The 22,474-nt window shown below is 42.5% G+C and carries 27 protein-coding genes and 5 pseudogenes; 8 read left to right on the forward strand and 24 right to left on the reverse strand.

Going from position 1 to position 22,474, the window contains the following annotated elements:
• Positions 1 to 33: 33 nt before the first annotated feature.
• The 4 genes from pstC to N4J56_RS21680 form a co-directional block, all read right to left on the reverse strand.
• Positions 34 to 987, reverse strand: coding sequence for a phosphate ABC transporter permease subunit PstC (pstC, locus tag N4J56_RS21665; RefSeq protein ID WP_410500561.1), 954 nt, complete (start codon positions 985 to 987; stop codon positions 34 to 36).
• A 464-nt stretch (positions 988 to 1,451) separates the two neighbouring features.
• Positions 1,452 to 1,964, reverse strand: coding sequence for a DUF4157 domain-containing protein (locus tag N4J56_RS21670; protein WP_317108323.1), 513 nt, complete (start codon positions 1,962 to 1,964; stop codon positions 1,452 to 1,454).
• 292 nt (positions 1,965 to 2,256) lie between these two features.
• Complete coding sequence (locus N4J56_RS21675; RefSeq protein WP_317108325.1) at positions 2,257 to 2,613, reverse strand: hypothetical protein; 357 nt, start codon at positions 2,611 to 2,613, stop codon at positions 2,257 to 2,259.
• Between the two features lie 309 nt (positions 2,614 to 2,922).
• On the reverse strand, positions 2,923 to 3,066 hold the full coding sequence (locus N4J56_RS21680) for a hypothetical protein (RefSeq protein WP_317108326.1): 144 nt from the start codon (positions 3,064 to 3,066) through the stop codon (positions 2,923 to 2,925).
• Between N4J56_RS21680 and N4J56_RS21685 the strand changes: the two genes are divergently transcribed.
• Both N4J56_RS21685 and N4J56_RS21690 read left to right on the forward strand, forming a co-directional pair.
• Complete coding sequence (locus N4J56_RS21685; protein ID WP_317108327.1) at positions 3,057 to 3,278, forward strand: hypothetical protein; 222 nt, start codon at positions 3,057 to 3,059, stop codon at positions 3,276 to 3,278. The genes N4J56_RS21680 and N4J56_RS21685 overlap by 10 nt on opposite strands.
• Before the next feature lie 382 nt (positions 3,279 to 3,660).
• The gene (locus N4J56_RS21690) at positions 3,661 to 4,545 is read left to right on the forward strand and encodes a hypothetical protein (RefSeq protein ID WP_317108328.1); all 885 of its coding nucleotides are present in this window, start codon (positions 3,661 to 3,663) and stop codon (positions 4,543 to 4,545) included.
• Between the two features lie 23 nt (positions 4,546 to 4,568).
• Here N4J56_RS21690 and N4J56_RS41180 read toward each other — a convergent pair.
• From N4J56_RS41180 to N4J56_RS21720, 7 genes and pseudogenes are all read right to left on the reverse strand, one after another.
• Positions 4,569 to 4,709: pseudogene (locus tag N4J56_RS41180) on the reverse strand (AI-2E family transporter); the annotation flags it as partial.
• A pseudogene (locus N4J56_RS41185) lies at positions 4,700 to 5,097 on the reverse strand (YsnF/AvaK domain-containing protein). The pseudogenes N4J56_RS41180 and N4J56_RS41185, both read right to left, overlap by 10 nt.
• A gap of 137 nt (positions 5,098 to 5,234) precedes the next feature.
• Entirely contained in the window at positions 5,235 to 5,540 is a 306-nt protein-coding gene (locus N4J56_RS21705; protein WP_317108331.1) for a PRC-barrel domain-containing protein, read from the reverse strand.
• Positions 5,541 to 6,627: 1,087 nt separating this feature from the next.
• Positions 6,628 to 6,720 (reverse strand): annotated as a pseudogene (locus N4J56_RS41190) (fasciclin domain-containing protein); the annotation flags it as partial.
• A 31-nt stretch (positions 6,721 to 6,751) separates the two neighbouring features.
• Positions 6,752 to 7,252, reverse strand: a complete 501-nt coding sequence (locus N4J56_RS21710) for a transposase (protein WP_317108332.1) — start codon at positions 7,250 to 7,252, stop codon at positions 6,752 to 6,754.
• 19 nt (positions 7,253 to 7,271) lie between these two features.
• Positions 7,272 to 7,760 carry a helix-hairpin-helix domain-containing protein gene (locus N4J56_RS21715; protein WP_317108333.1) on the reverse strand — a complete coding sequence of 163 codons (489 nt, stop codon included), beginning with the start codon at positions 7,758 to 7,760 and terminating at the stop codon, positions 7,272 to 7,274.
• A 36-nt stretch (positions 7,761 to 7,796) separates the two neighbouring features.
• The gene (locus tag N4J56_RS21720) at positions 7,797 to 8,141 is read right to left on the reverse strand and encodes a hypothetical protein (RefSeq protein ID WP_317108334.1); all 345 of its coding nucleotides are present in this window, start codon (positions 8,139 to 8,141) and stop codon (positions 7,797 to 7,799) included.
• 172 nt (positions 8,142 to 8,313) lie between these two features.
• Between N4J56_RS21720 and N4J56_RS21725 the strand changes: the two genes are divergently transcribed.
• Together N4J56_RS21725 and N4J56_RS21730 are read left to right on the forward strand one after the other, a co-directional pair.
• On the forward strand, positions 8,314 to 8,622 hold the full coding sequence (locus N4J56_RS21725; RefSeq protein WP_317108335.1) for a transposase: 309 nt from the start codon (positions 8,314 to 8,316) through the stop codon (positions 8,620 to 8,622).
• Positions 8,619 to 9,167, forward strand: a complete 549-nt coding sequence (locus N4J56_RS21730) for a transposase (RefSeq protein WP_410500366.1) — start codon at positions 8,619 to 8,621, stop codon at positions 9,165 to 9,167. Before N4J56_RS21725 ends, N4J56_RS21730 begins: the two co-directional genes overlap by 4 nt.
• A gap of 18 nt (positions 9,168 to 9,185) precedes the next feature.
• Here N4J56_RS21730 and N4J56_RS21735 read toward each other — a convergent pair.
• The 11 genes and pseudogenes from N4J56_RS21735 to N4J56_RS21785 all read right to left on the reverse strand — a co-directional run.
• A pseudogene (locus N4J56_RS21735) lies at positions 9,186 to 9,467 on the reverse strand (helix-hairpin-helix domain-containing protein); the annotation flags it as partial.
• Between the two features lie 237 nt (positions 9,468 to 9,704).
• Entirely contained in the window at positions 9,705 to 10,670 is a 966-nt protein-coding gene (locus N4J56_RS21740) for a hypothetical protein (RefSeq protein WP_317108338.1), read from the reverse strand.
• The gene (locus N4J56_RS21745) at positions 10,651 to 11,151 is read right to left on the reverse strand and encodes a WD40 repeat domain-containing protein (protein WP_317108339.1); all 501 of its coding nucleotides are present in this window, start codon (positions 11,149 to 11,151) and stop codon (positions 10,651 to 10,653) included. The genes N4J56_RS21740 and N4J56_RS21745 overlap by 20 nt, the downstream gene beginning before the upstream one ends.
• Positions 11,152 to 11,354: 203 nt before the next feature.
• Entirely contained in the window at positions 11,355 to 12,290 is a 936-nt protein-coding gene (locus tag N4J56_RS21750; RefSeq protein ID WP_317108340.1) for a DUF6262 family protein, read from the reverse strand.
• Positions 12,283 to 12,882 carry a hypothetical protein gene (locus N4J56_RS21755; RefSeq protein ID WP_317108341.1) on the reverse strand — a complete coding sequence of 200 codons (600 nt, stop codon included), beginning with the start codon at positions 12,880 to 12,882 and terminating at the stop codon, positions 12,283 to 12,285. The genes N4J56_RS21750 and N4J56_RS21755 overlap by 8 nt, the downstream gene beginning before the upstream one ends.
• 150 nt (positions 12,883 to 13,032) lie before the next feature.
• Positions 13,033 to 13,287, reverse strand: a complete 255-nt coding sequence (locus N4J56_RS21760; RefSeq protein WP_317108342.1) for a hypothetical protein — start codon at positions 13,285 to 13,287, stop codon at positions 13,033 to 13,035.
• 184 nt (positions 13,288 to 13,471) lie between these two features.
• Positions 13,472 to 14,104, reverse strand: a complete 633-nt coding sequence (locus N4J56_RS21765) for a hypothetical protein (protein ID WP_317108343.1) — start codon at positions 14,102 to 14,104, stop codon at positions 13,472 to 13,474.
• Positions 14,067 to 14,339 carry a hypothetical protein gene (locus tag N4J56_RS21770; RefSeq protein ID WP_317108344.1) on the reverse strand — a complete coding sequence of 91 codons (273 nt, stop codon included), beginning with the start codon at positions 14,337 to 14,339 and terminating at the stop codon, positions 14,067 to 14,069. Before N4J56_RS21770 ends, N4J56_RS21765 begins: the two co-directional genes overlap by 38 nt.
• A 28-nt stretch (positions 14,340 to 14,367) precedes the next feature.
• Positions 14,368 to 15,042, reverse strand: a complete 675-nt coding sequence (locus tag N4J56_RS21775; RefSeq protein WP_317108345.1) for a transposase — start codon at positions 15,040 to 15,042, stop codon at positions 14,368 to 14,370.
• On the reverse strand, positions 14,972 to 15,703 hold the full coding sequence (locus tag N4J56_RS21780; protein WP_317108346.1) for an IS701 family transposase: 732 nt from the start codon (positions 15,701 to 15,703) through the stop codon (positions 14,972 to 14,974). The genes N4J56_RS21775 and N4J56_RS21780 overlap by 71 nt, the downstream gene beginning before the upstream one ends.
• A gap of 151 nt (positions 15,704 to 15,854) precedes the next feature.
• Positions 15,855 to 16,424, reverse strand: a complete 570-nt coding sequence (locus N4J56_RS21785; protein ID WP_317108347.1) for a hypothetical protein — start codon at positions 16,422 to 16,424, stop codon at positions 15,855 to 15,857.
• A 210-nt stretch (positions 16,425 to 16,634) separates the two neighbouring features.
• Between N4J56_RS21785 and N4J56_RS41195 the strand changes: the two are divergent.
• From N4J56_RS41195 to N4J56_RS21815, 4 genes and pseudogenes are all read left to right on the forward strand, one after another.
• A pseudogene (locus N4J56_RS41195) lies at positions 16,635 to 17,536 on the forward strand (IS630 family transposase); the annotation flags it as partial.
• Complete coding sequence (locus N4J56_RS21805; protein WP_317108351.1) at positions 17,531 to 17,731, forward strand: hypothetical protein; 201 nt, start codon at positions 17,531 to 17,533, stop codon at positions 17,729 to 17,731. The pseudogene N4J56_RS41195 and the gene N4J56_RS21805, both read left to right, overlap by 6 nt.
• Before the next feature lie 293 nt (positions 17,732 to 18,024).
• Positions 18,025 to 18,153, forward strand: a complete 129-nt coding sequence (locus N4J56_RS21810; RefSeq protein ID WP_317108352.1) for a hypothetical protein — start codon at positions 18,025 to 18,027, stop codon at positions 18,151 to 18,153.
• 250 nt (positions 18,154 to 18,403) lie between these two features.
• On the forward strand, positions 18,404 to 18,667 hold the full coding sequence (locus N4J56_RS21815; RefSeq protein ID WP_317108353.1) for a hypothetical protein: 264 nt from the start codon (positions 18,404 to 18,406) through the stop codon (positions 18,665 to 18,667).
• Positions 18,668 to 18,739: 72 nt separating this feature from the next.
• On the opposite strand, the gene N4J56_RS21820 is transcribed toward N4J56_RS21815, so the two are convergent.
• Together N4J56_RS21820 and N4J56_RS21825 are read right to left on the reverse strand one after the other, a co-directional pair.
• The gene (locus N4J56_RS21820; RefSeq protein ID WP_317108354.1) at positions 18,740 to 20,032 is read right to left on the reverse strand and encodes a formylglycine-generating enzyme family protein; all 1,293 of its coding nucleotides are present in this window, start codon (positions 20,030 to 20,032) and stop codon (positions 18,740 to 18,742) included.
• Between the two features lie 178 nt (positions 20,033 to 20,210).
• Positions 20,211 to 22,466 carry a heavy metal translocating P-type ATPase gene (locus N4J56_RS21825; protein ID WP_317108355.1) on the reverse strand — a complete coding sequence of 752 codons (2,256 nt, stop codon included), beginning with the start codon at positions 22,464 to 22,466 and terminating at the stop codon, positions 20,211 to 20,213.
• Between the last annotated feature and the right edge of the window lie 8 nt (positions 22,467 to 22,474).

A 22,474-nucleotide genomic window follows, 5' to 3' on the forward strand; every position in this document is an offset into this window, starting at 1 on the left:
GCTTTTCACTCAAAGTTAATTACCAATTACCAATTAATACTTTTTCACCTTTTGAATAATCCAATATGCCAAAATATTAACTATTAGCGTGATGACAAACAAAACTAGCCCAGCGTAAAATAAAGAAGACTTTTGTAATCCAGATGCCTCAGCAAATTGATTAGCTAGTAGCGAGGCAATTGTATTAGCTGGTGCAAGAATGGAGAAATTTAAATTGTTACTGTTGCCAATTACCAACGTGACAGCAATTGTTTCTCCTAGTGCCCGACCTAGTGCCAGCATAATACCACCAACAATACCTGAAAAAGCTGCTGGGATTAGAACGCTAAAAATTGTTTGCCAGCGTGTCGAGCCGATACCATAAGCTCCCCACCGAAGCTCGCTAGGAACGGCAGCCAGAGAATCGCGGGAAATCGCAGCAACAATTGGTAAAATCATGATAGCGAGAACAACTCCAGCAGGTAACATACCTGGTCCCGCGTACTGTGTAGCAAACAGAGGTATATAACTGAAATTATCGTGGAACCACCTGCCAATCGGTTGCAGAAACGGAATCAAAACGTAGATTCCCCACAAGCCATAAACAACACTGGGAATTGCTGCTAGCAGTTCTACGAGAAAAGTGAGTGGAGTCCGAATTGATAACGGTAAAAAATTCTCGCTCAGCACGATCGCACATGCCAAGCCAACGGGAACAGCTAATAGCAATGCGATAAAAGAACTAACTACTGTCCCATAAGCCATAGGCAGTACGCCATAAAGTTCTTCAACCGGATTCCAAGCAGCAGTTGCAAGAAATTCCAAACCAAACTGTTGAATCGCAGGTATAGAATTCCAAGCAACTTGTCCGGCGATCCACAACAGAACTCCAGCTACAGCTAGTGCTAGTATTCGTGTAGTCCAAAAAAAACTATGGTCTATTGTTTTTTCAGTTCCAGAACGCGCCTCTTGCGTTGTCATTTGGGAGTTACTAGTTGTAGCATTCATCATTTATCTCAAGTAGAATTCAAATTAAAACACTTTGAAATATGGCAATAAAATTATATTTTATAACTAATTTTGCATTTGTATTTATTGCTTCAAATATCGTACAATTTAGATTTTGACAAACACTAATTTTACCCAAAATGACATCTGGTTTCGCTTCTAACTGATACGGCAGATTCTATCAAGTTTGTTTGCCTACTGTTCTTCTTGCTTGCGATAGATTTATACTGGTATTTGGCAAGCAGAATTTATATCTTTAGTTCTAAATATTTCAAAAAAGCACATATTTTCAATAAAATTAATAATAAAATAATCTATACTTTACCTTGTCTTAATATTTTATATGTAAGTCTTAGCAAACTTCAGCTTGATATTTCAATACAGCTATAGGATTCCTATTCGATCTTTGAAATACATGTAGGGTGGGCAATGCCTACCCTACACCATAAGTTGAGATTGTTAAATTATCCTTGCTCTTGTACTGTTTCATCAGTTGCCAATTGATGGGTCAGCCATCCGGCAAACTGCTTTTGAAAATCCTTAGCCTCTGTTTCTAGTTTATTATCTTTGTAACTTTGACCTGCCCTTTTGAACTCTTTAAAATACAAATATCCAAACTGAGTTGTCCCACCGAGACGTTCGCATTGCATCGAGTGTACGAGTTCGTGAGCTAGCAACGATAATTGGACGGGATCGCTAGATTTATACGAACCCTCAACGTAAATGCGATCGCAATAAGTTTGAGCGATCGCATCAACTTGACCGATATCGATCTTAAAATCGGCATATAACCAGCCGTCCATCAATTTAGCATTGTAGACGATCGCCACCTGATCGACTAAATCTCCGAAATAAATTCGCAAATATTGTTTTTGAAGATCGTCTAATGCTCGACCGCTACCGTTATTTGTCCTCATCCATCGAGCTGCTGCCGGATACGCTACAATACCTGCTTGACCCCATGTTTCTTCAGCCAATACTTTTGTATATGCTTGAAAGTGTGAGTTGCAAGTTATGTCTGCCCAATAGCAGTCCTGAGTTCGCTGAAACTTTGAACCTCCAAAAAATAGGATAATTAATACTAATGAAATGGCGAGCGAGCCAAATTTGATAATCTTTTTTCTGTTCATAATATCGACCCCGATTATTTAAGGTCAAATTATTCCTCCTGCTGAAAATAGTATGAGTGACAAGAGATAAGGTTTTATACCTACTACTATCAATGTGTTAGGAGTAAGTAGCGATCGGTTGTCCGAGCAAATACTGGAATTATTTTAGATAGAACAGTCTCGTTCTTAAGGTTAGCCATAAATAGTGCAAAACTCGTGGAGAATTGTAGGTATCGAGGTAGTGCGGGAAAGTATGCGAAAGCTCAATGATAAATGCTTTCGGACTGACAACTTCTTCGATTTCTCCGCTTACAGTTACGGTCTTACCTATGAGGTTGGTATTTGCTCCGTTAACGATTTCACCTATTGTTGCGTTAGCCTCAGAATTAGCTGAGTTCGAGTTAGGATCGGTGCAGCCAACAAGAGTTAGAGCTAAGAGTATTGCGGCAATTGCTCCATTCATTTTCCACACAGGCTGATGAGCGAGTTTGCGGCTAGTAGCTAGTCTATTCATCATTTACACAACACTGCTTCAGCATAGCGATCGCCTTTTCCAAGCGAAAATTTGCCTGGTTATTTATGTATTTATATCAAAGGGAAGATGAAGCGCCATTTAAGATCGAATAAGAATAGTCCCCTCAAATTTTGAAGTAGCGATCGCAGTTTTAGCAAGTCTCCACTCTATAAACATTGTAAAAATATATACTGCTGTTTAGCTTGCTTCACCTTGAAAACAGTAAACAATTATGTACCTCAACTCATTTAATTTGATGAGGTCGCCAACTCCACCAGTTTTCTACTATTTGGATGTATCTTCAAGTCAAAGTCAATAGAGCGATCGCGCTGCCGGAAATTTCCGGTCGAATCCTATTTTTCCTGCTAACGAGATAAAGGATCGAGCGATCGCGCTGCTAGCAATCGTTTCAGGTTGCCATACGGTAAAAGATTGAATCAGTGGAAATGTTGCCACAGAGAAGAAATAAGGCGATCGCCAAACGCAAGTTTGCCTCTAAGTTAATTTCTTGGGTAGCGCTCGTCATCCTATTTCTCTCGCTATCGGGACTACCGACTTGGACGCGAAACACTCCGGCTGACGTACAAGTTATCGATCTCGCCAACCCCAACAGCCCATTACTGAGCCAGAGCAATCTGTACCTACGGCTCCGAGTGCGCCTGAATTAAATAACCTGCAAGAATTTGAAGCATTTGTAGACAACTTCTTTCAAGAGGAGATGTCAAAAACTCATATCCCAGGTGGCGTTATCTCTGTGGTGAAAGGGATTGTTTATCTTTATCGCTTTAGCTTGGAAGAATAATTATTGGTCTTGGACAAGCCGCTCTCATTATGCCTCAGTTACTCTAGCTGCTTGAGTGTTTATTCCCTTCCTGACTTACTGGAATTTGTTGGGATTTCAGTTTTAACACTTGAATTATTCAGGCTAAACAAGAGTAAGTCAAACTAACTACTTCTTTAGTCGTAATTTTGCCAGCGATCGCCATTTTCCCCGAATTTTCCACTATTTATTCTTACTGTCAAATGGTAGAGAGTAAATAGGAATTTATCGTGTTTGAAAAACTAATTAACAAAAGCGTAAGTTCTCATACAAACAAGGGCGATCGCTTGTTTCAACAGTGGAGTGCTAAAGGAGCATTTGCCTTAGCCGCGATCGCGATTGCTATGCCTACGGGTTATCTCAATGCTAGAGAAGTCACGCGCACCACAAACAAAGAAAACGTTATTGCTCAAGTAAATAATCAAACAACACCTCAAGAACGACGGAATACCACCTCCGAAGAGTTAGCTGATAAATTCAAAGCTATGGTTGGTAAAAGAGTGACTGTCAGAGGTAGATTTCTCGAAAAAATTGGTAATAATACCTTTACAATTGCCGATGAAGAGTTTCTTGGTGTTGAACCGATTTTGATCGTAAATCTTTCTGGCAATCCATTAGATCTCCCGTCTAATGACATAGAAGTGCAAGCAACGGGCGTAGTGCGGAGTTTTTCGCTGGCTGAGATTGCTAAAAGATACAACGTGCAATTCGATCGCGCTACGTATGCTCAATACGAGAACGATCCGGTAATTATTGCCCGCTCGGTTGCTCCAGCTCCAGAACCAGAGGAGATTACAGGCAACCCCACCCTCTACTACAATAGACGACTTGCCGTACCTGGTAACGTCCAGCGCGTCTACAGTCCTAATGCTTTTGTATTGGAAAACAATTTGCTGGTCTTGAATCCATATCCAAAACAGGCTGCGAGACAAAAAGTGACTCAAGGTGAGAAAGTAGTTGCGACTGGAGTGCTAGATCGGCTCGTGATTGCTGACATCGAAAGGGAATATGGTTTCGATTTAGAGCCAGGTCTACAAAGACAACTGGAAGTGGACTATGCTGACAGACCTGTAATGATTGTTGATAACGTGTATCCATCAGCAGTTGAACAATAAATAGATGGCGAGTGGGGACAATCTCACTCGCACCTAATCGGGTAATTATTCCTAATTATTTTGTTTTTCCGCCATTTGTTCATCACATCTTTGACTAAAACTTCTTTAAGCCAAATTTGTACTACAATCAATAGCGGAATGGCGAGAAATAAACCTAAGAATCCACAATCGGACGACCTTCGCTATCTATGTCTAGCTCTTCTCGACGCACCTGTTCTTGGGTGCTAACCATCTCCTGCTCTACTTCTTTCCTCACTCTGACTTCTTCGCGCAAGACTGCTTCTTTACGTATATCGGGCTGCTCTTCATAAAGCCCATATGGGCGACTTCTCCTTCACGGAAAGCGGCATCTCCAGGAGCAACTGGCTTGCCAGCATTGTCAGGAGTCGTTCGCTCGATGACTACGCGCTCTTTTTCAACTGGAACTGAAACTCTTTGCGTTTCGGCTTCAACGTGTTTGCCAATCGATACTTCTCCAGCTTTTCGGCGAGTCTTGTTAGCAACTAACCGTTCTTCATACAGTTTGAGCGTGTCTTGGTGGCGATCGCCCATGTCGTATAACTCTGGTTCTTGCTCGTAGTTGTAGGTCTTGCGGTTGTAAGCCGCAGCAGATGTCTCTAAAGGTGTTGCCGTGTCTACGCGATCGCGATACACTCCCCGTACCTGTTCTTCATAGTCGTAATCCACCTTTAAATCGTCACTGAACTGGGGTAGAGCTTCAGCTTGTTCTTTGGTAAAACCGATAGCATAAATGCGGCGATCGCCACTGTCAATCCGAATCCGTCCGACTGGTAGTAAGACTTGCTTGCCAAAAATCCAAAACCAGTGTCAACAATCAGATACCGGAAATGTCCTGATTCGTCAACTAGAATGTTTTTGACCGTCCCAACTTTTTCATTGTCTGAATCGGAATAAACTTCATAATCTTTGATGTCGTTGCCATCAAAAGCATCTTGGTAGTTGGTATCGAAATCTTCTAGTTTGTAAAGTACCATTTTGCAATTATTTCCTCATTCAAGTTGTCTTAATACTAAAGTAGAACTTTGTTTAAAATATCCATCTTTCTTGCGGAAGATTTGGGGTTTTAAAACTTTAACTAAACTATATAAAAATGTGAAGACGATTTGCAACAATGCATCGCAATCGGGTTAGACAAACTTCGATTTCTTCATTATTTTTAATTGTTGATTTTAAAAGAAATTTTATGTTACTCAATTTTGTTTGCTCTGTGATGATTATATTCGCTCCAATGGAAAACTCGATTTGACTCGAATTCTAGAGAAACATAGCGTTCGCATCTATTTGGGTTCAGACATCTTCGGTCACTTTGAAACTTTAGCAAGGCTGTTTGAGCGAAGAAACACGCGATCGCGTTTGTATGTTAGTTGCTGAAAAGTTGTACGCCTCAAGCGCCAATATCGGCGAGCGAGAAAATTGCTAGAGTGCTACTTAGCGAAAAGATGTTGTATCGTTACGAGGGCGATAATCTGGACAGTCGATGGCTTGCCTAGTTAAAACTACAGATGGATTTACCGCACACTTGAGATGCGAGTTCATATTATAAAAATGGCAGTTCATGCAGGGAACTTGATGGAGACGACTTAAAAAATCGCTAGCAAGGCTTTGTTCTCTTTTGCGCGATAGCTGAAAAATAATTAATACTCTAGCTATGATTGCTAAGTAAACAGGTAAGATAATTCCAGCAAATTCAGAAGGATTTACTACATCTATTTTTTCTCTATTTAGCTGTCTTCCCTCTGGTTTTTCTCTAATTAAATTTGTTTTTGTCGAACTGTTTGAGTTTAAAAGCCTCTGTGTGAAGATTTTTCTGAGCTGCAATATTTTCTAATGAATCGCTAGCATTCATTCGATTTGCTCCCCGTGCTTAAGCAAAAATGAAACCTCGGTAAATCATGCTATTTTTAAGGGTTACTGCTAGTATAAATTACGCACAAGAGCAGCAGGAACAATAGCTTGTAATATTCATTTTAAGAATAATTCTCTTGCTGCCAAGTACTCTTGTGGCTCTTTATGCTATTAGTTGCAACTGCACAAAGTTGGAATCGTTTGTGACTACCTAAATTATTGCAATTTACTCAAGTTGAAATTGGGTGGCAATAAGACTTCATTAATCGCGTGGATGACTCCATTACTAGCTTGAATGTTAGGTTGAACGGGTCTTCTGAATATAAGGTGATAAGTAAGACTAATCAGAAAAGCAAGCTAATAGCCTAGCGCGAAAATTATCGAAGTTAACGAAGCCGTATGCTTGCCGTTTGATTAACTCGATCCGATTATTAATTCCTTCCATGACACCACTAGTGGTTCGGTTCAAAAAATAATTGCAAATGCCATCGAGATGATTGCGAATTGTGGTCAGCACACTAGCGTATACAGAACCAGCTTTCTTCAACCATTTGAGCAATTGCTCTCTGCCTGACTCCACAGTGCTACAAGTCTCAAAAATCTCTCTAAACTCTTCTTTAAGAGTATAAGCCAGCTTTAATCGCTCTTGATGATTCAAGATTGCCTCTAGTTTCATTCGTTCCTCCTGTGTCAAATCAACTCCATTCTTGAGGAGAATGAACTTGCTACCTTTGAGAGTCATTTTCGTTTGTTTACGTACCTTATTCAACTCTTCGTTGACTGGCTTCATGATATGAAATCTGTCAAACACGAGCAAGGCATTAGGAAAAACTTCTTGCACTAATGCGCGGGAATCCTCCTCACATATCCACACTCACTTCCTCAACTTGCTCTCGAACCTCAAGTGGCTGCTGTTTAAGCGCTTGGATGATGTCCTTTTGCCGATGAGAATCAATCACTTCCAGCAGTTTCCCTCGGTCGATATCTGACACAACTGTGACAAAATCTTGATGTCTTTTATGTTGACTGATCTCATCAATACTGAGCCGTTTTACTTCACCCCAAGTTTGGTTTTTTTCTGACATCCCCATCTGCACTAACAACTTTGCGATCGCTCCAGAGTTTGGTTGATGGTCTTTGATACTCAACCGCTTGACTACCTGCTCCACTAGCTCAGCCTGGGGCAAGAAACAGTGTCCGTCTTCTGCCGCTTCTCCTAACACATGAACGATCCCCGCCCGATACCTATACTCAGAGTCAGGGGCAATGCACAAGTTACGGGCGATCACATCGGCTGTAATAAACCCAATACCATATAGAACCCATTTGAGATCTATACAGGAGGGCAATCGAATTTGGCTGAACTACGAGCTAAGTTACAAATTTTATAGATTGATCGTCAGGATTTTTTTCTTGCTTTTTTTGTCGCTCAACACGACTGTATTGTAGGGTGATGTATCCGTTCCCAGCGGAATTGGCAGCCTAAAACTGGGGCTTTTACGATCGAGTTCGCCTAAATCAATGCTTTTCGTTATATCGCCATCTGTTGCCAGATAAGCGGTGAGTTCGCCTTTATAATCTTTAATTAAAAAGTTTCTAAAGAAAACGACTTCCCCACCCTCAGGATCTATACCAAGGATGACCGTACCGCTGAAAGTTGCGCCTTTTCGTTCTTCATCAACCGTTGCCATTGTGATTTCCGAGGGGTCTTGACCGGACATATCTGCCATAAACTTTTTCCTGGGCGAATTCTCAACAATTGAAAATGATTTTACCTAACGCTATGGGTGATCGCAAAACTCTCAGGACGTATTTCTGCATCGGTCTTGCAAATGTATAGAACCCATTTGACATCTTTACAATGTTGAATTAGGGTATCTACAGCTTTCTCATGCAGCTGTTATGCCGTATTCCAGCAGTCTAACCGATGCCGAATGGGAAATTCTCGAACCTCTGTTGCCCCAGATCTTGCCGCAGAAGAAACGCACGCGACCGAGAGACTGGACAATGCGGCAAATCCTTGATGGCATCTTCTATGAACACAAGAATGGTTGCAAGTGGGAAGACTTACCCAAAGACCTACCGCCCTATTCCACCGTCTATTGGTATTACAAGCAGTGGCGGGTAGCAGGTGCAATCGAGCAACTGATGCAGACGTTACACCAACGGGTTCGAGCACAGGTAAAAAAAAACCGAAGTGGACTCGATTGATTATCATTGACTCTCAGGCTGTGAAAAATACCTGTAATGCCAGTGTGGAGTCAAAAGGATTTTGCTTTTACAAAGCGACGAATGGCATCAAGCGTCATCTAGCTGTGGATATCCTAGGCTTTCCCTTCTTCACGCATTGCACTGCGGCAAATGTTTCCGATGATGCCGGATTAGTGGAGATGCTGACCTTAAATATCGACTATTTCCAGTCCAAACCGGTCAATATTCCCAAAATCACCATTTTGTTAGACCACGGCTACCACATCGACGTTCTGACTGCAAAGCTTAAAAAAGTGTACCCCCAGATCGTGACGAAAATTCGGTTCCAACTGTGCAAGAAACCTTCGAAACAAGAGAAGGCAGAACAGGGAAAATCGGGTTTTGTTCCGGTCGCCGCCCGTTGGGTAGTGGAACGCTCCAATGCGTGGATGGAGCGTTGCAAAAGTCTGGTGAAAAACTTTGAGCGAACTCTGGAGCATGCCACCACCAAAATCAACCTTTGCTTTGTTAGGTTAATGCTGAAGCGGCTTGCCGCCCCTTCTTAAGATCTCAAATGGGTTCTATATATCTGTTGCTAACTGGTAAGGGTTGTTGGTGACAGTGGCGATCGCCGCATTATTGTACTGTTTGTAAATCTTGACAGCAAAAGTGGTAGAAACCCCGTGCGATTGAAGGAAAAGCATCACTTCCTTAATCGCCTTCTGAGTTTCCCAGGCAGACTGAATCATCTTGATACGCTTTTTGGCGATCCTAGGCACTTCAATCAACCGCTCGATCTGGTTTTCAATGATGTCGAGTGTTTGCAAACCAAAATGAGCAACAATCCGCCGTGCTGTCACGGGTCCTTATGTGGAATACACGTTGTAGAAGTCTTAGTGTTCGAGTATTTCTATAACTTCTTCTACAACGTAAACTTTACAGGAGTTATAGCCTTTCTCAATTGAATGAGGTACACGGATCTGTAGGGGCGCACAGCTGTGCGCCCCTACAAATGTACTGCATTTGAATGGGAAACGCTATAAATTGAATTCTTAATAATTCTTATATTAGTATTCTAGGTTCTACATCGACTTATTCCTCACTCAATTCTTCTTACGATAATGTCCTTTAACATAAGTTCCATCTTGACGACGGTAGCTCTGTACGTATGTTTCTCCACTTGAGCTATTAGACGAACTATTACTCCAGAAATTCATTGCCTTCTGCTGTTGCTTCTGCTGTTGCTCTTGCCTAAATTTTTCCTCTCGCAACTGCTGCTCTTTTTTAAGACGTTCTTCTCTTTGCTGTTCTAACTTCAAACGCTCTTCTCGAAGGTGAAGTCTTTCTTTTGCTCGTTGCTCTTTTTTCCGCTCTTCTTCCTTACGCTTCCATTCTTTGAACCATCGATGCCAATCCTCTAAGGATAATTGCGGATCTCTTGTTGGAATACTAGCATTCTCCCATCTGATACTATAGGTATCAAGTTCATTATTATTAGTAATAGAACTTGATGCAGCTTGAGCCGATGTTTTCCTACTATTCTGGACTTGTTTAAGAAGAAATTTTGGCAAAGAAGAGATCGGCTCAGGTTCAGTCTGTTTTTTATCAAAAATGCCTTCAAAAAAACCTACTTTTGGAGGAATAGGAATAGCTGTTTCAATTACCCATACTTTGACAGTCTTATCCCAGCTACTACTAACAATCACTTGGTCATTAAAGCTAAAATTAACCGAACTAATTCCGGTGGAATGGGCTTGAAAAGAAGAGACAAGGATATTTTTCGTCAAATCCCAAATTTTTATATAACCATCATCTCCACCACTTACCAGAAGTTGTCCATCAGAACTAAAACTCAAGCCACGTACACTACTTGAATAACCTTGAATAGTACATTTAGATAAACCGCTCTGCACGTCCCATAAAATAATATCCCCTTCATCACCACTACTAGCTAGTGTTCTTCCACTAGGGCTAAAAGTAACCATACGGATATCATTTGAATGAGCCGATAGAGAAAAAACTTCCTCATAAGTATCAGTATTCCAAAGCTTAACTGTACCAACTACCACTAGCAATTAGTTTATTATCAGGACTAACTGCTACAGATTGAATATAACTTGAATGTCCTTTAAGTGTGGCAACTTCTTTTATATCTTTTAAACTAAAAATTTTAAGGGTATTGTCATCACTTGCACTGACAATCAAGTTATCTTTAGGAATTATAGCGAGTGCCGTGACTGATTTAGAGTGATTATTGAGAGTGGCTAATTCTTGAAATGTTCTTAAATCCCAGATTTTGATAGTAGCATCGTCACCACCACTGATGAGTCCATTTCCTTTTGGAGTAAAGATAATAGAGCGGACAGACTTGGTATGCTCTAATTGACACGTAATTGGTTTACCGTCACTAAGGTTCCACAATCTAATCGTGTTATCATCGCTGCCACAAGCAATAATTTGATGACTTGGATTGACAGCAATTGAGCGTACCCCGCCAAACCAACTAGAATCGCCGTTGAATGTATGAACATAATGCCATGTTTGATTCATCTGCTGCCTCAAATTAGTTACTTAAAGCATAATCATGAGTAAATATTGTTGTAATCCGAGAAAGCAACTAACTAATAAACATAGAATTACCTTGTTTGTTTTGTGGAATTTACTTACATAAATCTATTGCTACTCAAGTTAAACGCTGATGTATTTCGATACGGAAAGTACACTGCTGCTCAAAAACTATTTGAAGTTTAAGGCTATACATTACCATCCTGCTTCTCCATCACTGCCTTAGCCTCTCGCCACTCCATGTTGACATAACCGCTAGTGGCATGAGAATCCTTTACCTTGACCTGAATCTCACCCATAACTACACATAGGTGATTCTTTGGGAAGTCAAGTACAAAGCCCTGACGAATAGCTTCTGCGTACCATTCATCGAACTCCCGCTCGTTTGAGCTTTCTGGCTCTTGGGGTAGATTCGGCTCCGCTTCATCCTGAATCATCCTCAGCAGGCAACCACCAGGGCTATCGACAACGGTTTTGCTGCGATATTGCTCAAAGGCAGATATCGCACTACGAACCTTTTGGGGGCTATGGTTGCTAATTTCCCGTAATAGTCGCGCCCCTGGTTTAATACCCAATCCTTTGATACTCTCAAGGATGTCCTGGGGGATATCGCTAGTCGGCGTTTTGATTTGTGCCGTTGTTTTTAGGGGCTGAAGGGAAATAACTTTGCTGACTGATTTTGGTATAGTTAGTTCCTGCAATTGCTGCCGTAGCCGATGGCACTCTTCTCTCAACTCATAGATTTCGGCAACATGACCTCGAAGCTTTTCATTTTGGCGTTTTAGCTCCTGATTTTGGGCAACGAGGTCTCGAATGCGCTGTTTAGAAACTTCATGTAAGGTTTTCAGACTATGGGGAGTAGGCTGTTTTTCCTCCAGATGATGAAGCTGTTGAGTTTTTTGATTTTGAAGATCGTGAATATATTCTGTGATTTCTGACCACTTGTATAAGTAGGAAACAGAACAACCAGCAACCTTGGCAATGTTGGGAAAAGTTAGAGGTTGGTTATCTGTTTGTAATTTTTGAATGGCTTGAAGTACAGAGTCTTTTTTCTGGTGCTTGCGCTGCTGCTGGGCGCGGTTGAGGACGGCAGCTTGTTTTTCTCGATTATGCTTTTTAAGCACTTGCTATGCTCCTAAGTTGAGGTAGCCATTTGTCCATTGCTTCTAGGGTTGTTTTCGCTTCTTCATAGGCTAGTTCTGCTCCAGCAGATGAAGCTTCCTCTAATCGCTGCTGTTCTCCTGCATACTGTCTTTCGTAGAGAGGTAATTTGCCCGTAGTGGGACGAAAACTACTACAGCCATAACATTTAGGATAGAGGTTGTAAATACAGGGTGTTTTTGGATCAAGAGTACAGTGACCATACACGACTAGGCGCGGCGAGATTTCTATGTCCAATTCATGAGCTTTGGGATTTTGCAAGAGGCTTTTAGGTAAACTTTGCCAAGGGAGAAACTTGTTTTCTGAGTTCATTAGAAGTTCTTGGAAAGGTAAGTCCACCTTAGCTACTTCTTCTCTGGTTGGAGGAGTGTAGTGTTGGAATGTTGTTCTGCTACGTTTATGGTCAGCATAAAGTTGTGCAGCTTCTATTCCATGTTTGACTCTAATTTCTTGTAATCGGCTGTGACGAGTGATTTTGCCAGTGAAGTGAAGCTTTTGACCATTGACATCGAGAAGATTTTCCTTTTCGATGAGTATCCGAATTATCCGAGTCATCGGGTTTTATTTGCCTCTACTCTAGGCGGAGATGGGAGAGGTTTAATATTAAAAAATTGGGATAAGAAGCAGCTTTTATTGTCCTAAAATGGCAGAATAAATACGAATATTTCAAGCCGAGATTTTGTCGAATCCATTGCTGTTGTTCCTCTACAACTCGCCTGATTTCACGAGTAGCAGGTATTCGTTGCCACCGTTTTGTTTTTGCTGGAAAAACATGATATACCATTTATTATCTTCTTCTACTAAACAGTCAAAAGACATTTGACAAACATCTCCAACCCTGGCTGCTGTATATTCTTGGATTAAGTATTGTCGAGCAATAAAGGCAGGAATTTTGGATAAATGTTGTTTAATTTTTGTACGACTTACTTCATCCAACCAAACTACTTCATCGCTACTCACTTTGAGAAAGTCACGACGCAAAATTAAATTAGATGAGTTTAATTATAGCCATTCAAAAAGTATTTAAGATCGGATAACTTTCGATTAATCGTTACGTTTTTGTTGGCTCTACAATCATCTAAAAAGCCGAGTATTGATTTACGACTAATTTCAGAAATATCTTTAATTTTATTTTGCTTTAAAATTATTCCAAACTGTTTAAAAACTGGAAGTTTTTGAGAATACAAGTACTGGAAAAATAAAACTTTATCTTTAACAAGTAATACAAATATTTTTTGATATTTAAGCAATACCATTTAGGAACAATATCTTTAAAGTAAAGAAAACGTTGACTGGGGTTTTCATAAAAATTCTTTAAATCCCAAGTATCTGCATCAAAATCGAATGGTAATATATTATCCTCAACCAAGCTACCAATCCAGCTTTGAGAGGTAATAGCATTCGATTTAAAAGTAATTCCACAAAAATAACATTTACAATCACTAAAGCTAGTGGAAGCTCGTCCTATATTGTAAATCCATCCTTTTTGTTTATTATGTCCAATTTCATTACAGAGAGGATTGGGACGTTCTATATCGGGACAATAACGGTAAATACGAGCATGAACTGAATCAGTAAGACGAACATTTATTCTACAAGAATCGCATCTTAAAACTAAACGACAAAGATTATTAGCTCTGTAGTAAGCATTGCTCAGTCTTCCTAGATTGCAGTAAGGACAGGAAAACTCATTGTTATATTTTTGTTCCCAATTTACTTCTAATTGACCAGAGAGAGTTTCATGAAGAGAAATAGCTGGATATTTCCGCTTTTTCATTAATTTTCCCTCCTTTTATATTTTCCAGGTCTTTTAAGCCTTGCAATCGAGTCTTGAGGAAGTCTAATAAACGATCGATCTCAGTAACCCTTCGTTCTTCTTTCTGATTTTGAGCTTGTTGTAATTCTTGCTTTAATTGTTGAAAATCAGCTTCTAATTTAGGTTTATCTTCTAAAGTTACTCGATGATGGTCGCAACTCAGACATGCATAACGATACTGGCAATCCCCTAACATTATGGGTCGATGGCATTCGCCTAAAGTATTACAGTTGTAGATAAATAGAAGAATGAATTCGCTTTTGGTAATGGTAGTAACGAGCAGTAGCTTGATGAGATCTGCGCCAATAAGACCAACGCAAAACGTGTTCAAGACACCAGAATGTGGGAAACAAGAATCGAGATACCCACCGCTTCATCTCCCAGATACTTAGTCGGACAATAAACCTCGTGCCGCTTTGAACGCAGTTAGACTGCCAGTTGTTACTAGAGGTAAAGGGGGTAGAGGAGTGAATAGCAGGCTCACAAGAGTGTCGTAAGACGGTGAGAAATATTTGAGCAGCCAGGACGAGGGTGATGTGTCGATGCCAACCATGCCAGGAACGAACTTCGTACTCTCCTAAACCTAGCTGGTCTTTAGCAAATTTAAAGCACTCCTCAATCCGCCACCTTTGCCTGGCGATTTGAACCATCGTTTCTAGGGTAGTATCGCTCTTAGCAAATACTTGATAGTAGCTGACGCGAGGATCTTCAGGGTGTTCTAGAGAGCGGCGGAACAATAACCAACGTTGAAAACCATCTGATCTGTCACAATTAACTGGCACTTTCGCCCAGTCATAGTATCTTTCTCCCTTACTGCCAGCTCCACAGCTAAGACGTTGCCACAGGCTGGCTGTCCGGCTGAGGTAACAGTTCTTGGGCTTGATAACGTTGCCAGCCAATAACTACAGGCTGCTTCTTGCTGACCGTGAGTATATACGGTTGTTTAGCAGTCTTTTCCAGCCACCACCACAATGAACCATCGTTGCCATAAACCTCATCAGCAACAAACCAGGCGGGACGTATTCCGTCTTTAAAAGCTGATTCCAACATCTGTTGTGCTAGTTGAGGTTTAGTCGCAAATGTGATTGATTTTGGAACTGCTCCCTTCTTACGTTTGCTTTGATCTTCACTCCATGTGCGCGGTAGATACAAACGGCGATCGATCAACGTATGTCCTTTGTCGCTAATGTAGGACATGAACACACCTACCTGGCAATTCTCCAAATGTCCAGTTGTGCCATAATACTGCACCTGTACGCCTACTGACTGCTCTCCTTGCTTCAGAAAACCTGTTTCATCAATTGCCAAAATATCTGTTTCACTCTTCAAATGCTCCACTGCATACTTTCTAATTTCTGCACACACTGCGTCCGCGTTCCACTGCGCCCGTCCTAGTAAATGTTGGAAGCGATAGGGATTGCTATACCCTACCTGTTCTGCCATTTGCCATCCATTCTTCCGCTCAACTGGGCTTAGTAGTGCCTGGATATAGTCATACGCTGCAAGACGTGCTTCAGAACGAGCGAAGTGCTTTCCCAGTTTTTGCTGAAACGCTTTCAATCTACTGCTCCATTGGGAGCGCTTCTAATACAACACCTGTTAAAAACACACGTTGGATGTATCAAGCATTGCTAAACTGTATTTCCTTACAAATCTAGTTTAGCTTATCTACAACTGTAATATAAAGGAGTACTAACTTTTAATAATTCTGCTAATTTTTCATACCTGAGTTTTCTCGGCTTAAAAGAAGTGACTCGTCCATACATATCAACATACCTTTAGCAGAAGCATCTTTCTCTAGCTTTTCCAAAGAACGTTTCCGATAGTGAGGAAGCATATCTAACGAACCATGTCCCAGTACCGCAGCAATATATTCATCCTCTGTCTCGCAATCTGCCATAATACTTGCTTTAGTGCGACGAAATTGATGGCTCTTCAAATAAAATCTGTTGCCATATTTATCTTTAAGGTCTGCTTTTTCGCTAAAGTTCTTTAGCCAAGGGTTAATAATTGTACTTGCTAGTAATTCTGGGAGATAAATGGGGTCAATTTCAAACCGCTTTCCTTGTCTAGCACCATCTTTATTAGCTGTAGAAGTTTTACAAAACAATTTATCAAAATCCGAATCACAACCAAACTGACTATCTAAAAACTTCTGCTGTTCTCTGACTAATTCGGCTACCAATGGATGAATTTGATAAAATCGCCAGTGTTTTCTTTTTTCTATCCAGCGGAGAATGAACCACTGATTACCTTCTTGTTTAAGACATTGACGAGGCATGATTTGAAGTTCCCCAATCCGACATCCTAAAACGAATTGAGTCTAAATAATCGTTCTAGTGGTGGAGGAAATAAGCCGAAATTTTCGTAAACTTGAGCGAGAACTTCTTCAGGAATTATTTCTATTTTAGGTGTTAACTTGTGATAAGTAGTAGGGCATAATTAAACGTAAGATAGAGAAAAGCCAAAAACTTGCTGATTTTGACCACTCATGCCTGCTCCTTTACGTATCGTTTTGACAGAGTCAGAAGACCGGACGTTGAGTGAACTTCGGGTTGCCAAAACCGTTGCTCAACGTACCCGAGATCGAGCACAAATGCTTCGACTCAATGCTCAAGGATGGGTAGTGCCAGCGATTGCCGAAATTTTTGAGTGCCAAGAGCAGACAGTGCGCGAAACCATCCGCCGTTGGCAGCAGCAAGGGTTAGGTGGATTATGGGATGCTAGTGGACGAGGAGCTAAAGCCAAATGGCAAGAAGCAGACATGGCCTACCTAGAACAATGCCTAGAGCAAGAAGCCAGAACCTATATAGTCAACAGCTAGCCCAGAAGCTAGAGCAAGAACGACAGGTAAACCTAAGTGCTGACCGGATTCGCCGCATTCTAAAAAAAAGGGCTTTAGTTGGAAGCGGACTCGACACTCGCAACGGGGCAGACAAGATCCTGAGTACAAAGCACTCAAAGCAAGCCGACTTAGACACACTCCAACTAGCTGCCTGTGAAGGGTACATTGACCTGAAGTATCTTGACGAATCGGGATGTTGTCTGGAAAGTCCAGTCAGTTATAGTTACTCTCGCATTGGAGAGCAGAAACACCGAAGAGCAGGTCAAATCCTATGGAGACCGCATTAGTATTCTAGGGATATGGCAACCAGAGCAGTCGTTTGACTATGCTCTGGTACAAGGCAGTTTCCACAAGGAACGCTATGTTAAAGTGATGAACGCTCCTTGCCCAAAAGAGTGAGCAGACATTGCTACAAACCGGACGGCTCACAGTCGTGGTGCAAGATAATGGTTCGGCTCATACCAGTCATCTTGCCCGTGAGCACTGGCAGCAGTGGCAGTCGAAAGGGCTATATCTCTTTTTCCCCCCAATACAGTTCACATATGAATCTGATTGAAGCGCAGTGGCATCAACTCAAAACCCATGAAATAGCCGGAAGGATTTTTGATAACGAGTATGATTTAGCGAATGCCATGATTGAGGGCATGGAGAATCGAAGTCAACAAGGGGATGGACACTGGAACGTTTTATGTTTAAATCTGCCTAGCTACTTACCACAGTCTTTGGCTTACCTCATTAGATAGAAAACAGCTTTTGATACTAAATGCTAAGTATATAAGTATATTCAATTCCTTTAATAAGCATCGCTCGCGTTTGTGTAAATCTGTATTATTTCTAAAGATTTACTGTCAAAAATTAAGCGTTCGAGCGGTTGAAAAAGATCGAAAATCAAAGCTGCTATGGCTTTGCATCTGTGAAAAAATAGCTCTAGCTAGTCCTTCAGTATCCATTTTGGCAAAAATATTAACTTATGTATATAATCAAAATCTATTTACGCAATTAACAAACAAAATTTGAAGCATAGGAAGTGTGAGATATGGAAACTCTAGCTATTTGTATCGGCTTGGGGATTATGGCGATCGCAATTACCGTAGCTGTAATGTGGACAGTTGAAAAGCGATCGGCATTGAACAAACTTAAACTCAGGCAGCCCAAACATTGCTAACATAGTAGGCTGACCTCTTTTAAATAGAACTCGCGATCGCGATCGGCAAAAGTTTGCGATCGAAACTGCGCGATTCTCTACGAGAATGGTGTAGTATTAAGTATGCGATCTAAAGCCTATTTTGGTTGTTAAATAGCTGGCTGGAAAAAGCCGTCGTGTATTTTTAATATCGAAAATATACTGACAACAGCACCGATCGCCTTTAAATACAGATAAAACAGAATTAAAATCTAGTTTGAGACTAACCGATATGAGTTCTGACGACCTCAATAAATCTCTTGCAGAATCAACTAGAGCATTGGCAAAAGCTTTTATCGTTTGGGGTTTAGAAAGCATGGATCGAGTGCAGGAGTTTAGCCACCAAGCCCAGGAATACATGCAAGAGTTGGTGACTGAAGCCAAAAAAGAGCAGACTGCTGGCAAGACTAACAAAAGTAGCGACGAGGAGCCTCATTACAAACAGGCAGAAGCACCAGCCGAGGCAGGGAGCGGAGAGCTGGGGAAAGATAGCTGAGGGAGCTGAGGGGGCTGAGGGAGCTGAGGGAGAAAAACCACGCGCCACTAGCCACTCACTACACCCTGCTCCCTAAACAAAAGAACAGGCGATGCGAAAACCGATACCGCTACCACCATTATCTGCTCGATCCCAGTGGCGCTGTGCGGCACGGCAGAGCTTCGGAATACAGTACCAAGCACCGCCTCGTAGTAGTCTCTGGCTGTTATCTCCCCCAAACTCCCAAACGCTCCCATCGGTAGGAGCGCCTTTGTAGTTGGAGTGCCAAGGATCGGCGCACCATTCCCAGACATTACCGTGCAAATCATATAATCCAAAGGCATTCGCTACCCCAAAGCTACCTACAGGAGTTGTTTGCTGTCGATAAGTCCCTCGGATTCCAGAGCGGTAAGTATAGTTGCCGTCGTAGTTAGCAACATCAGAAACGATCGTATCGCCAAAGTGAAATGGCTTTGTTGCCTGTGCTTTAGAGATTTCTCGATCTTCAGTGTATTTAAACGCTGCCTGACTCAGATCGAATTTAGTCGAGGCGATCGCCCGACAAGCATACTCCCACTCGGCTTCGCTGGGTAACCGATAGTCGCGTCCAGTTTTGCGGCTGAGTCTGGCACAAAATTCAACTGCCTCGTACCAAGTGACTTGTTCTACGGGTAAATCTTCGCCTTTAAAATGAGCAGGATCGGGATTGAGCGATCGTTCGACTTTAGGTAGAGCCGCGACTGCTTGCCACTGAGCTTGAGTGACTGGATATTTTCCCAGCCAAAACGATTTGACAGTGACTTGGTGCTGCGGTCCTTCATTAGCTTCCCGTCCCTCTTCATTCGGAGGCGAACCCATCCAAAACGTACCAGATGAGATCGAAACAATTTCCAATTCGATTCCATCGCCCAAGTCCTCGCTCCAGTGTTGGGTAGAACTACTGTGGCAATCAATTTGTTTGCCGCGCTCGTCTAAGGTTAGGACAGAGAAAGAAAATTCCGATCTGCTAGTAGGTATGCTCTCCAGCAGTAATGATGGTACTCGCTCTAACTCTACTTGTAGTTGCGATCGCTCTCGATCGACTTGAGACAATTTACTTTGCAAGCGCGATCGCTCTTGGAGCGATTGTTCTAGCTGAAACTGAAGATGAGATTCTTTTTGTCTAGCTTGTTTGATTTGCAGTTGCAACTGATGCATTTGTTCTTTTTGCAACTTAGTTGCCATCCACTGTTTCCGCGCCCACTCTAGTTTGACTTTCTCTTGCTCGATCCAATCTGGCAGTAAGCTAACTAAAAATGGGTAAGGCTTGAGTTGCCAATGGCAGACAGGGCAAGTTTCAATCTCGCCTTCAATGTATTCCGTCTGGCAAACAGGACATTTAGCCATAGGAGGGGCTAGGGGCTAGGGGCTAGGGGCTAGGGTTTTATGAGACAAGGGAGACAAGGGAGACAAGGAAGCAGGGGGAGCAACCACCAACCACCAACTACCCATTACCACTGATAACTGATAACTGATAACTAGTCACTGATAACTAGTCACTGGTCACTGATAACCGATCGCTAATTCAGACAGTTGCTAACACGGGTGAGAAATCTGGAATGTCATTGCTCGTGTTGGAGTTAGAAAACTTAGCGGTGGAGATTTTGGCGATCGGATCGTCTTCCGCATCGAATAGCGGGCGCAAAGCATTCAACTCGGCAAGGAGGGCAGAACCGTTGCTGATAATGACTGAAAGAACTGGGTTTAAGGCGAAGAAAATACCTGCAAGTACAACTCCAATGTTGGGAATGGCAACTAAAGCTGTATTTTGGTAGACGATATCCATTGACCTTTTGGCAATTTCAATCGCTTTTGTCAGTCCTCGCAAGTCGTCGTCTAGCAGCAACACATCGGCTGTTTCCCGGGCAATGTCACTTCCAGAGGCAATCGAAATCGAAACATCGGCATAGGCAAGCGCCGCAGCATCGTTAATGCCCTCGCCTACAAATGCCACCGTGCATCCATTATCGCGCAGTTGGCGAACGATCTCAACTTTTTGGAGGGGCGAACAGGAACTATAGGTATTGTCAGGCTCTATGCCTAATTTTTCAGCGACTTCATTCGCAACGCGCTGCCGATCGCCGCTGAGTGTATAAATATCTAAACGTTGAGCTTTGAGAGCGGCAACGGCGCTATGGCTTTCTGGACGCACGGGATCGTTATATAAAATTGCCCCCAGCAGTTCGCTATCTTGCGCCACGTAGACGAGGGAGTGGTTGCCGGACGTGATGTCAGGATACCGAGCGTGAAATGCATTCAACTCAATGCCCTCTTGCCGCATCAGGCGATCGCTACCGACTAGCACTCTTTGTCCGGCAATTTGGGCAACAATACCTAAGCCAATTTGATAATCCCAAACCTCGCACTTTTGCCGTTCGATGCCGTTAGCTTCGGCGTAGCGGACGATCGCGTCGGCAACGGGATGGGTGTTGGTTTGCTCGGCGGAAGCGGCGACTGTCAGAACTCGATCTGCGTCAATGCGATCGCTAGCGGTACGAATTGCCACGACAGCCGGATTGCCTTGCGTCAGCGTTCCCGTTTTATCAAATACGATGGTATCGACCCGCGCTAGCATTTCCAATGCCCTGCCGCTACGAATGTATACGCCATTGCGTGCTGCGTAGGAGAGTGCAGAAATCACTGTGGTGGGAACGGAAAGCCGAATGCCTTGACTGAAATCGAGGTGTAGGGGAGCGACTGCCCTAGAGAAGTCTCGCGTCACGGCAAAAATCAAGGCACTCAAGCCCAAGGTAGGTAATACGGCAGCATTGGCGAGTTTTGAGGCGTAATCTTCTACGCGGGTATCGTGGACGGGAGCGGCTTGCATTAACTGGAATGCAACACCAATGCGGGTACTATCACCAACCCGTTTGACCAGAACGCAAAGCTTTCCTTCTACTAATAAAGTAGAGGCGTGTACCACCTGCCCTTCACAGCGGGAAACTAAGGTAGATTCTCCAGTAAGTTTGTGTTCGTCGATTAAAGCTTTACCTCGCAGGATGCGACCGCTGACAGGAATTATGCTACCTGGGTAGACAACAACGCGATCACCTATTTGTACTTCTTGGAGCGGAACTCGCCGTTCTTCTCCGTCCTGTTCTACTAAGGCATATTCACCCAAACTATTCACCAAATCTAATGCTTGTCGATCTGAGGCGCTGGCGGTGACATCGCGTAATAACTCGCCAGATTCAATCATACTGACCATCAAAGCCGGAGCAACAAAATCGCCTTTGGCAGTATAAAGACTAATCCATAGCGCATCGAGCAGGTCGGCATCTAGGCGCTTTTCTTTTACCGTTGTCTCGAACACTCGCGTCAAAAACGGTAAAGCTGCGGCAACCACTGCTCCGCCTACCAAGATTGCCGGAATTGGCATTGCTAGTTGATTGGCAAGCAAAGATAGAGACAACCCTAACATCGGCAAACCCAGGCGTTCTACCCAATCAATTTCGGGTCTTTGGTCGAGTTGTTCAGGTGCTGTCGCCACAGGTAGTTCGATAACGTAAGCCTGTTGAATGGCAGTGCCAATTTTCTCTTTTAATTGTGTGGGAGCAATGGCACAAACATCATATTCCAGCACGAGCGAACCAACCAGACAGTTAATTCGGACGTAAATTGCAAACTCGAAAGCATCAAATAACCATTTCAGTTTACTAGCATATTCTGAGTCATCGATTAACTGAGGAACGCGGATGCGCCAGCGACCCTCAATTGTGTGGATGACTTCATATTCTAGCGATCGCTCTTCTATGGATTCAGGCTGGATTGCTTGCAGCATATTATTTT

This window comes from Chroococcidiopsis sp. SAG 2025, assembly GCF_032860985.1.
GTDB lineage: Bacteria > Cyanobacteriota > Cyanobacteriia > Cyanobacteriales > Chroococcidiopsidaceae > Chroococcidiopsis.

What these genes read in the sequence shown, in the direction of transcription:
- N4J56_RS21755 (WP_317108341.1), bottom strand. Translation starts at nt 12,882, where the DNA reads ATGACTCGGATAATTCGGATACTCATCGAAAAGGAAAATCTTCTCGAT.
- N4J56_RS21705 (WP_317108331.1), bottom strand. Translation starts at nt 5,540, where the DNA reads ATGGTACTTTACAAACTAGAAGATTTCGATACCAACTACCAAGATGCT.
- N4J56_RS21810 (WP_317108352.1), top strand. Translation starts at nt 18,025, where the DNA reads ATGGAAACTCTAGCTATTTGTATCGGCTTGGGGATTATGGCGATCGCA.
- N4J56_RS21725 (WP_317108335.1), top strand. Translation starts at nt 8,314, where the DNA reads ATGCCGTATTCCAGCAGTCTAACCGATGCCGAATGGGAAATTCTCGAA.
- N4J56_RS21785 (WP_317108347.1), bottom strand. Translation starts at nt 16,424, where the DNA reads ATGCCTCGTCAATGTCTTAAACAAGAAGGTAATCAGTGGTTCATTCTC.
- pstC (WP_410500561.1), bottom strand. Translation starts at nt 987, where the DNA reads ATGAATGCTACAACTAGTAACTCCCAAATGACAACGCAAGAGGCGCGT.
- N4J56_RS21765 (WP_317108343.1), bottom strand. Translation starts at nt 14,104, where the DNA reads ATGAAAAAGCGGAAATATCCAGCTATTTCTCTTCATGAAACTCTCTCT.
- N4J56_RS21825 (WP_317108355.1), bottom strand. Translation starts at nt 22,466, where the DNA reads ATGCTGCAAGCAATCCAGCCTGAATCCATAGAAGAGCGATCGCTAGAA.
- N4J56_RS21815 (WP_317108353.1), top strand. Translation starts at nt 18,404, where the DNA reads ATGAGTTCTGACGACCTCAATAAATCTCTTGCAGAATCAACTAGAGCA.
- N4J56_RS21685 (WP_317108327.1), top strand. Translation starts at nt 3,057, where the DNA reads ATGTTGCCACAGAGAAGAAATAAGGCGATCGCCAAACGCAAGTTTGCC.
- N4J56_RS21745 (WP_317108339.1), bottom strand. Translation starts at nt 11,151, where the DNA reads ATGAATCAAACATGGCATTATGTTCATACATTCAACGGCGATTCTAGT.
- N4J56_RS21675 (WP_317108325.1), bottom strand. Translation starts at nt 2,613, where the DNA reads ATGATGAATAGACTAGCTACTAGCCGCAAACTCGCTCATCAGCCTGTG.
- N4J56_RS21820 (WP_317108354.1), bottom strand. Translation starts at nt 20,032, where the DNA reads ATGGCTAAATGTCCTGTTTGCCAGACGGAATACATTGAAGGCGAGATT.
- N4J56_RS21805 (WP_317108351.1), top strand. Translation starts at nt 17,531, where the DNA reads ATGAATCTGATTGAAGCGCAGTGGCATCAACTCAAAACCCATGAAATA.
- N4J56_RS21770 (WP_317108344.1), bottom strand. Translation starts at nt 14,339, where the DNA reads ATGTTAGGGGATTGCCAGTATCGTTATGCATGTCTGAGTTGCGACCAT.
- N4J56_RS21720 (WP_317108334.1), bottom strand. Translation starts at nt 8,141, where the DNA reads ATGGCAGATATGTCCGGTCAAGACCCCTCGGAAATCACAATGGCAACG.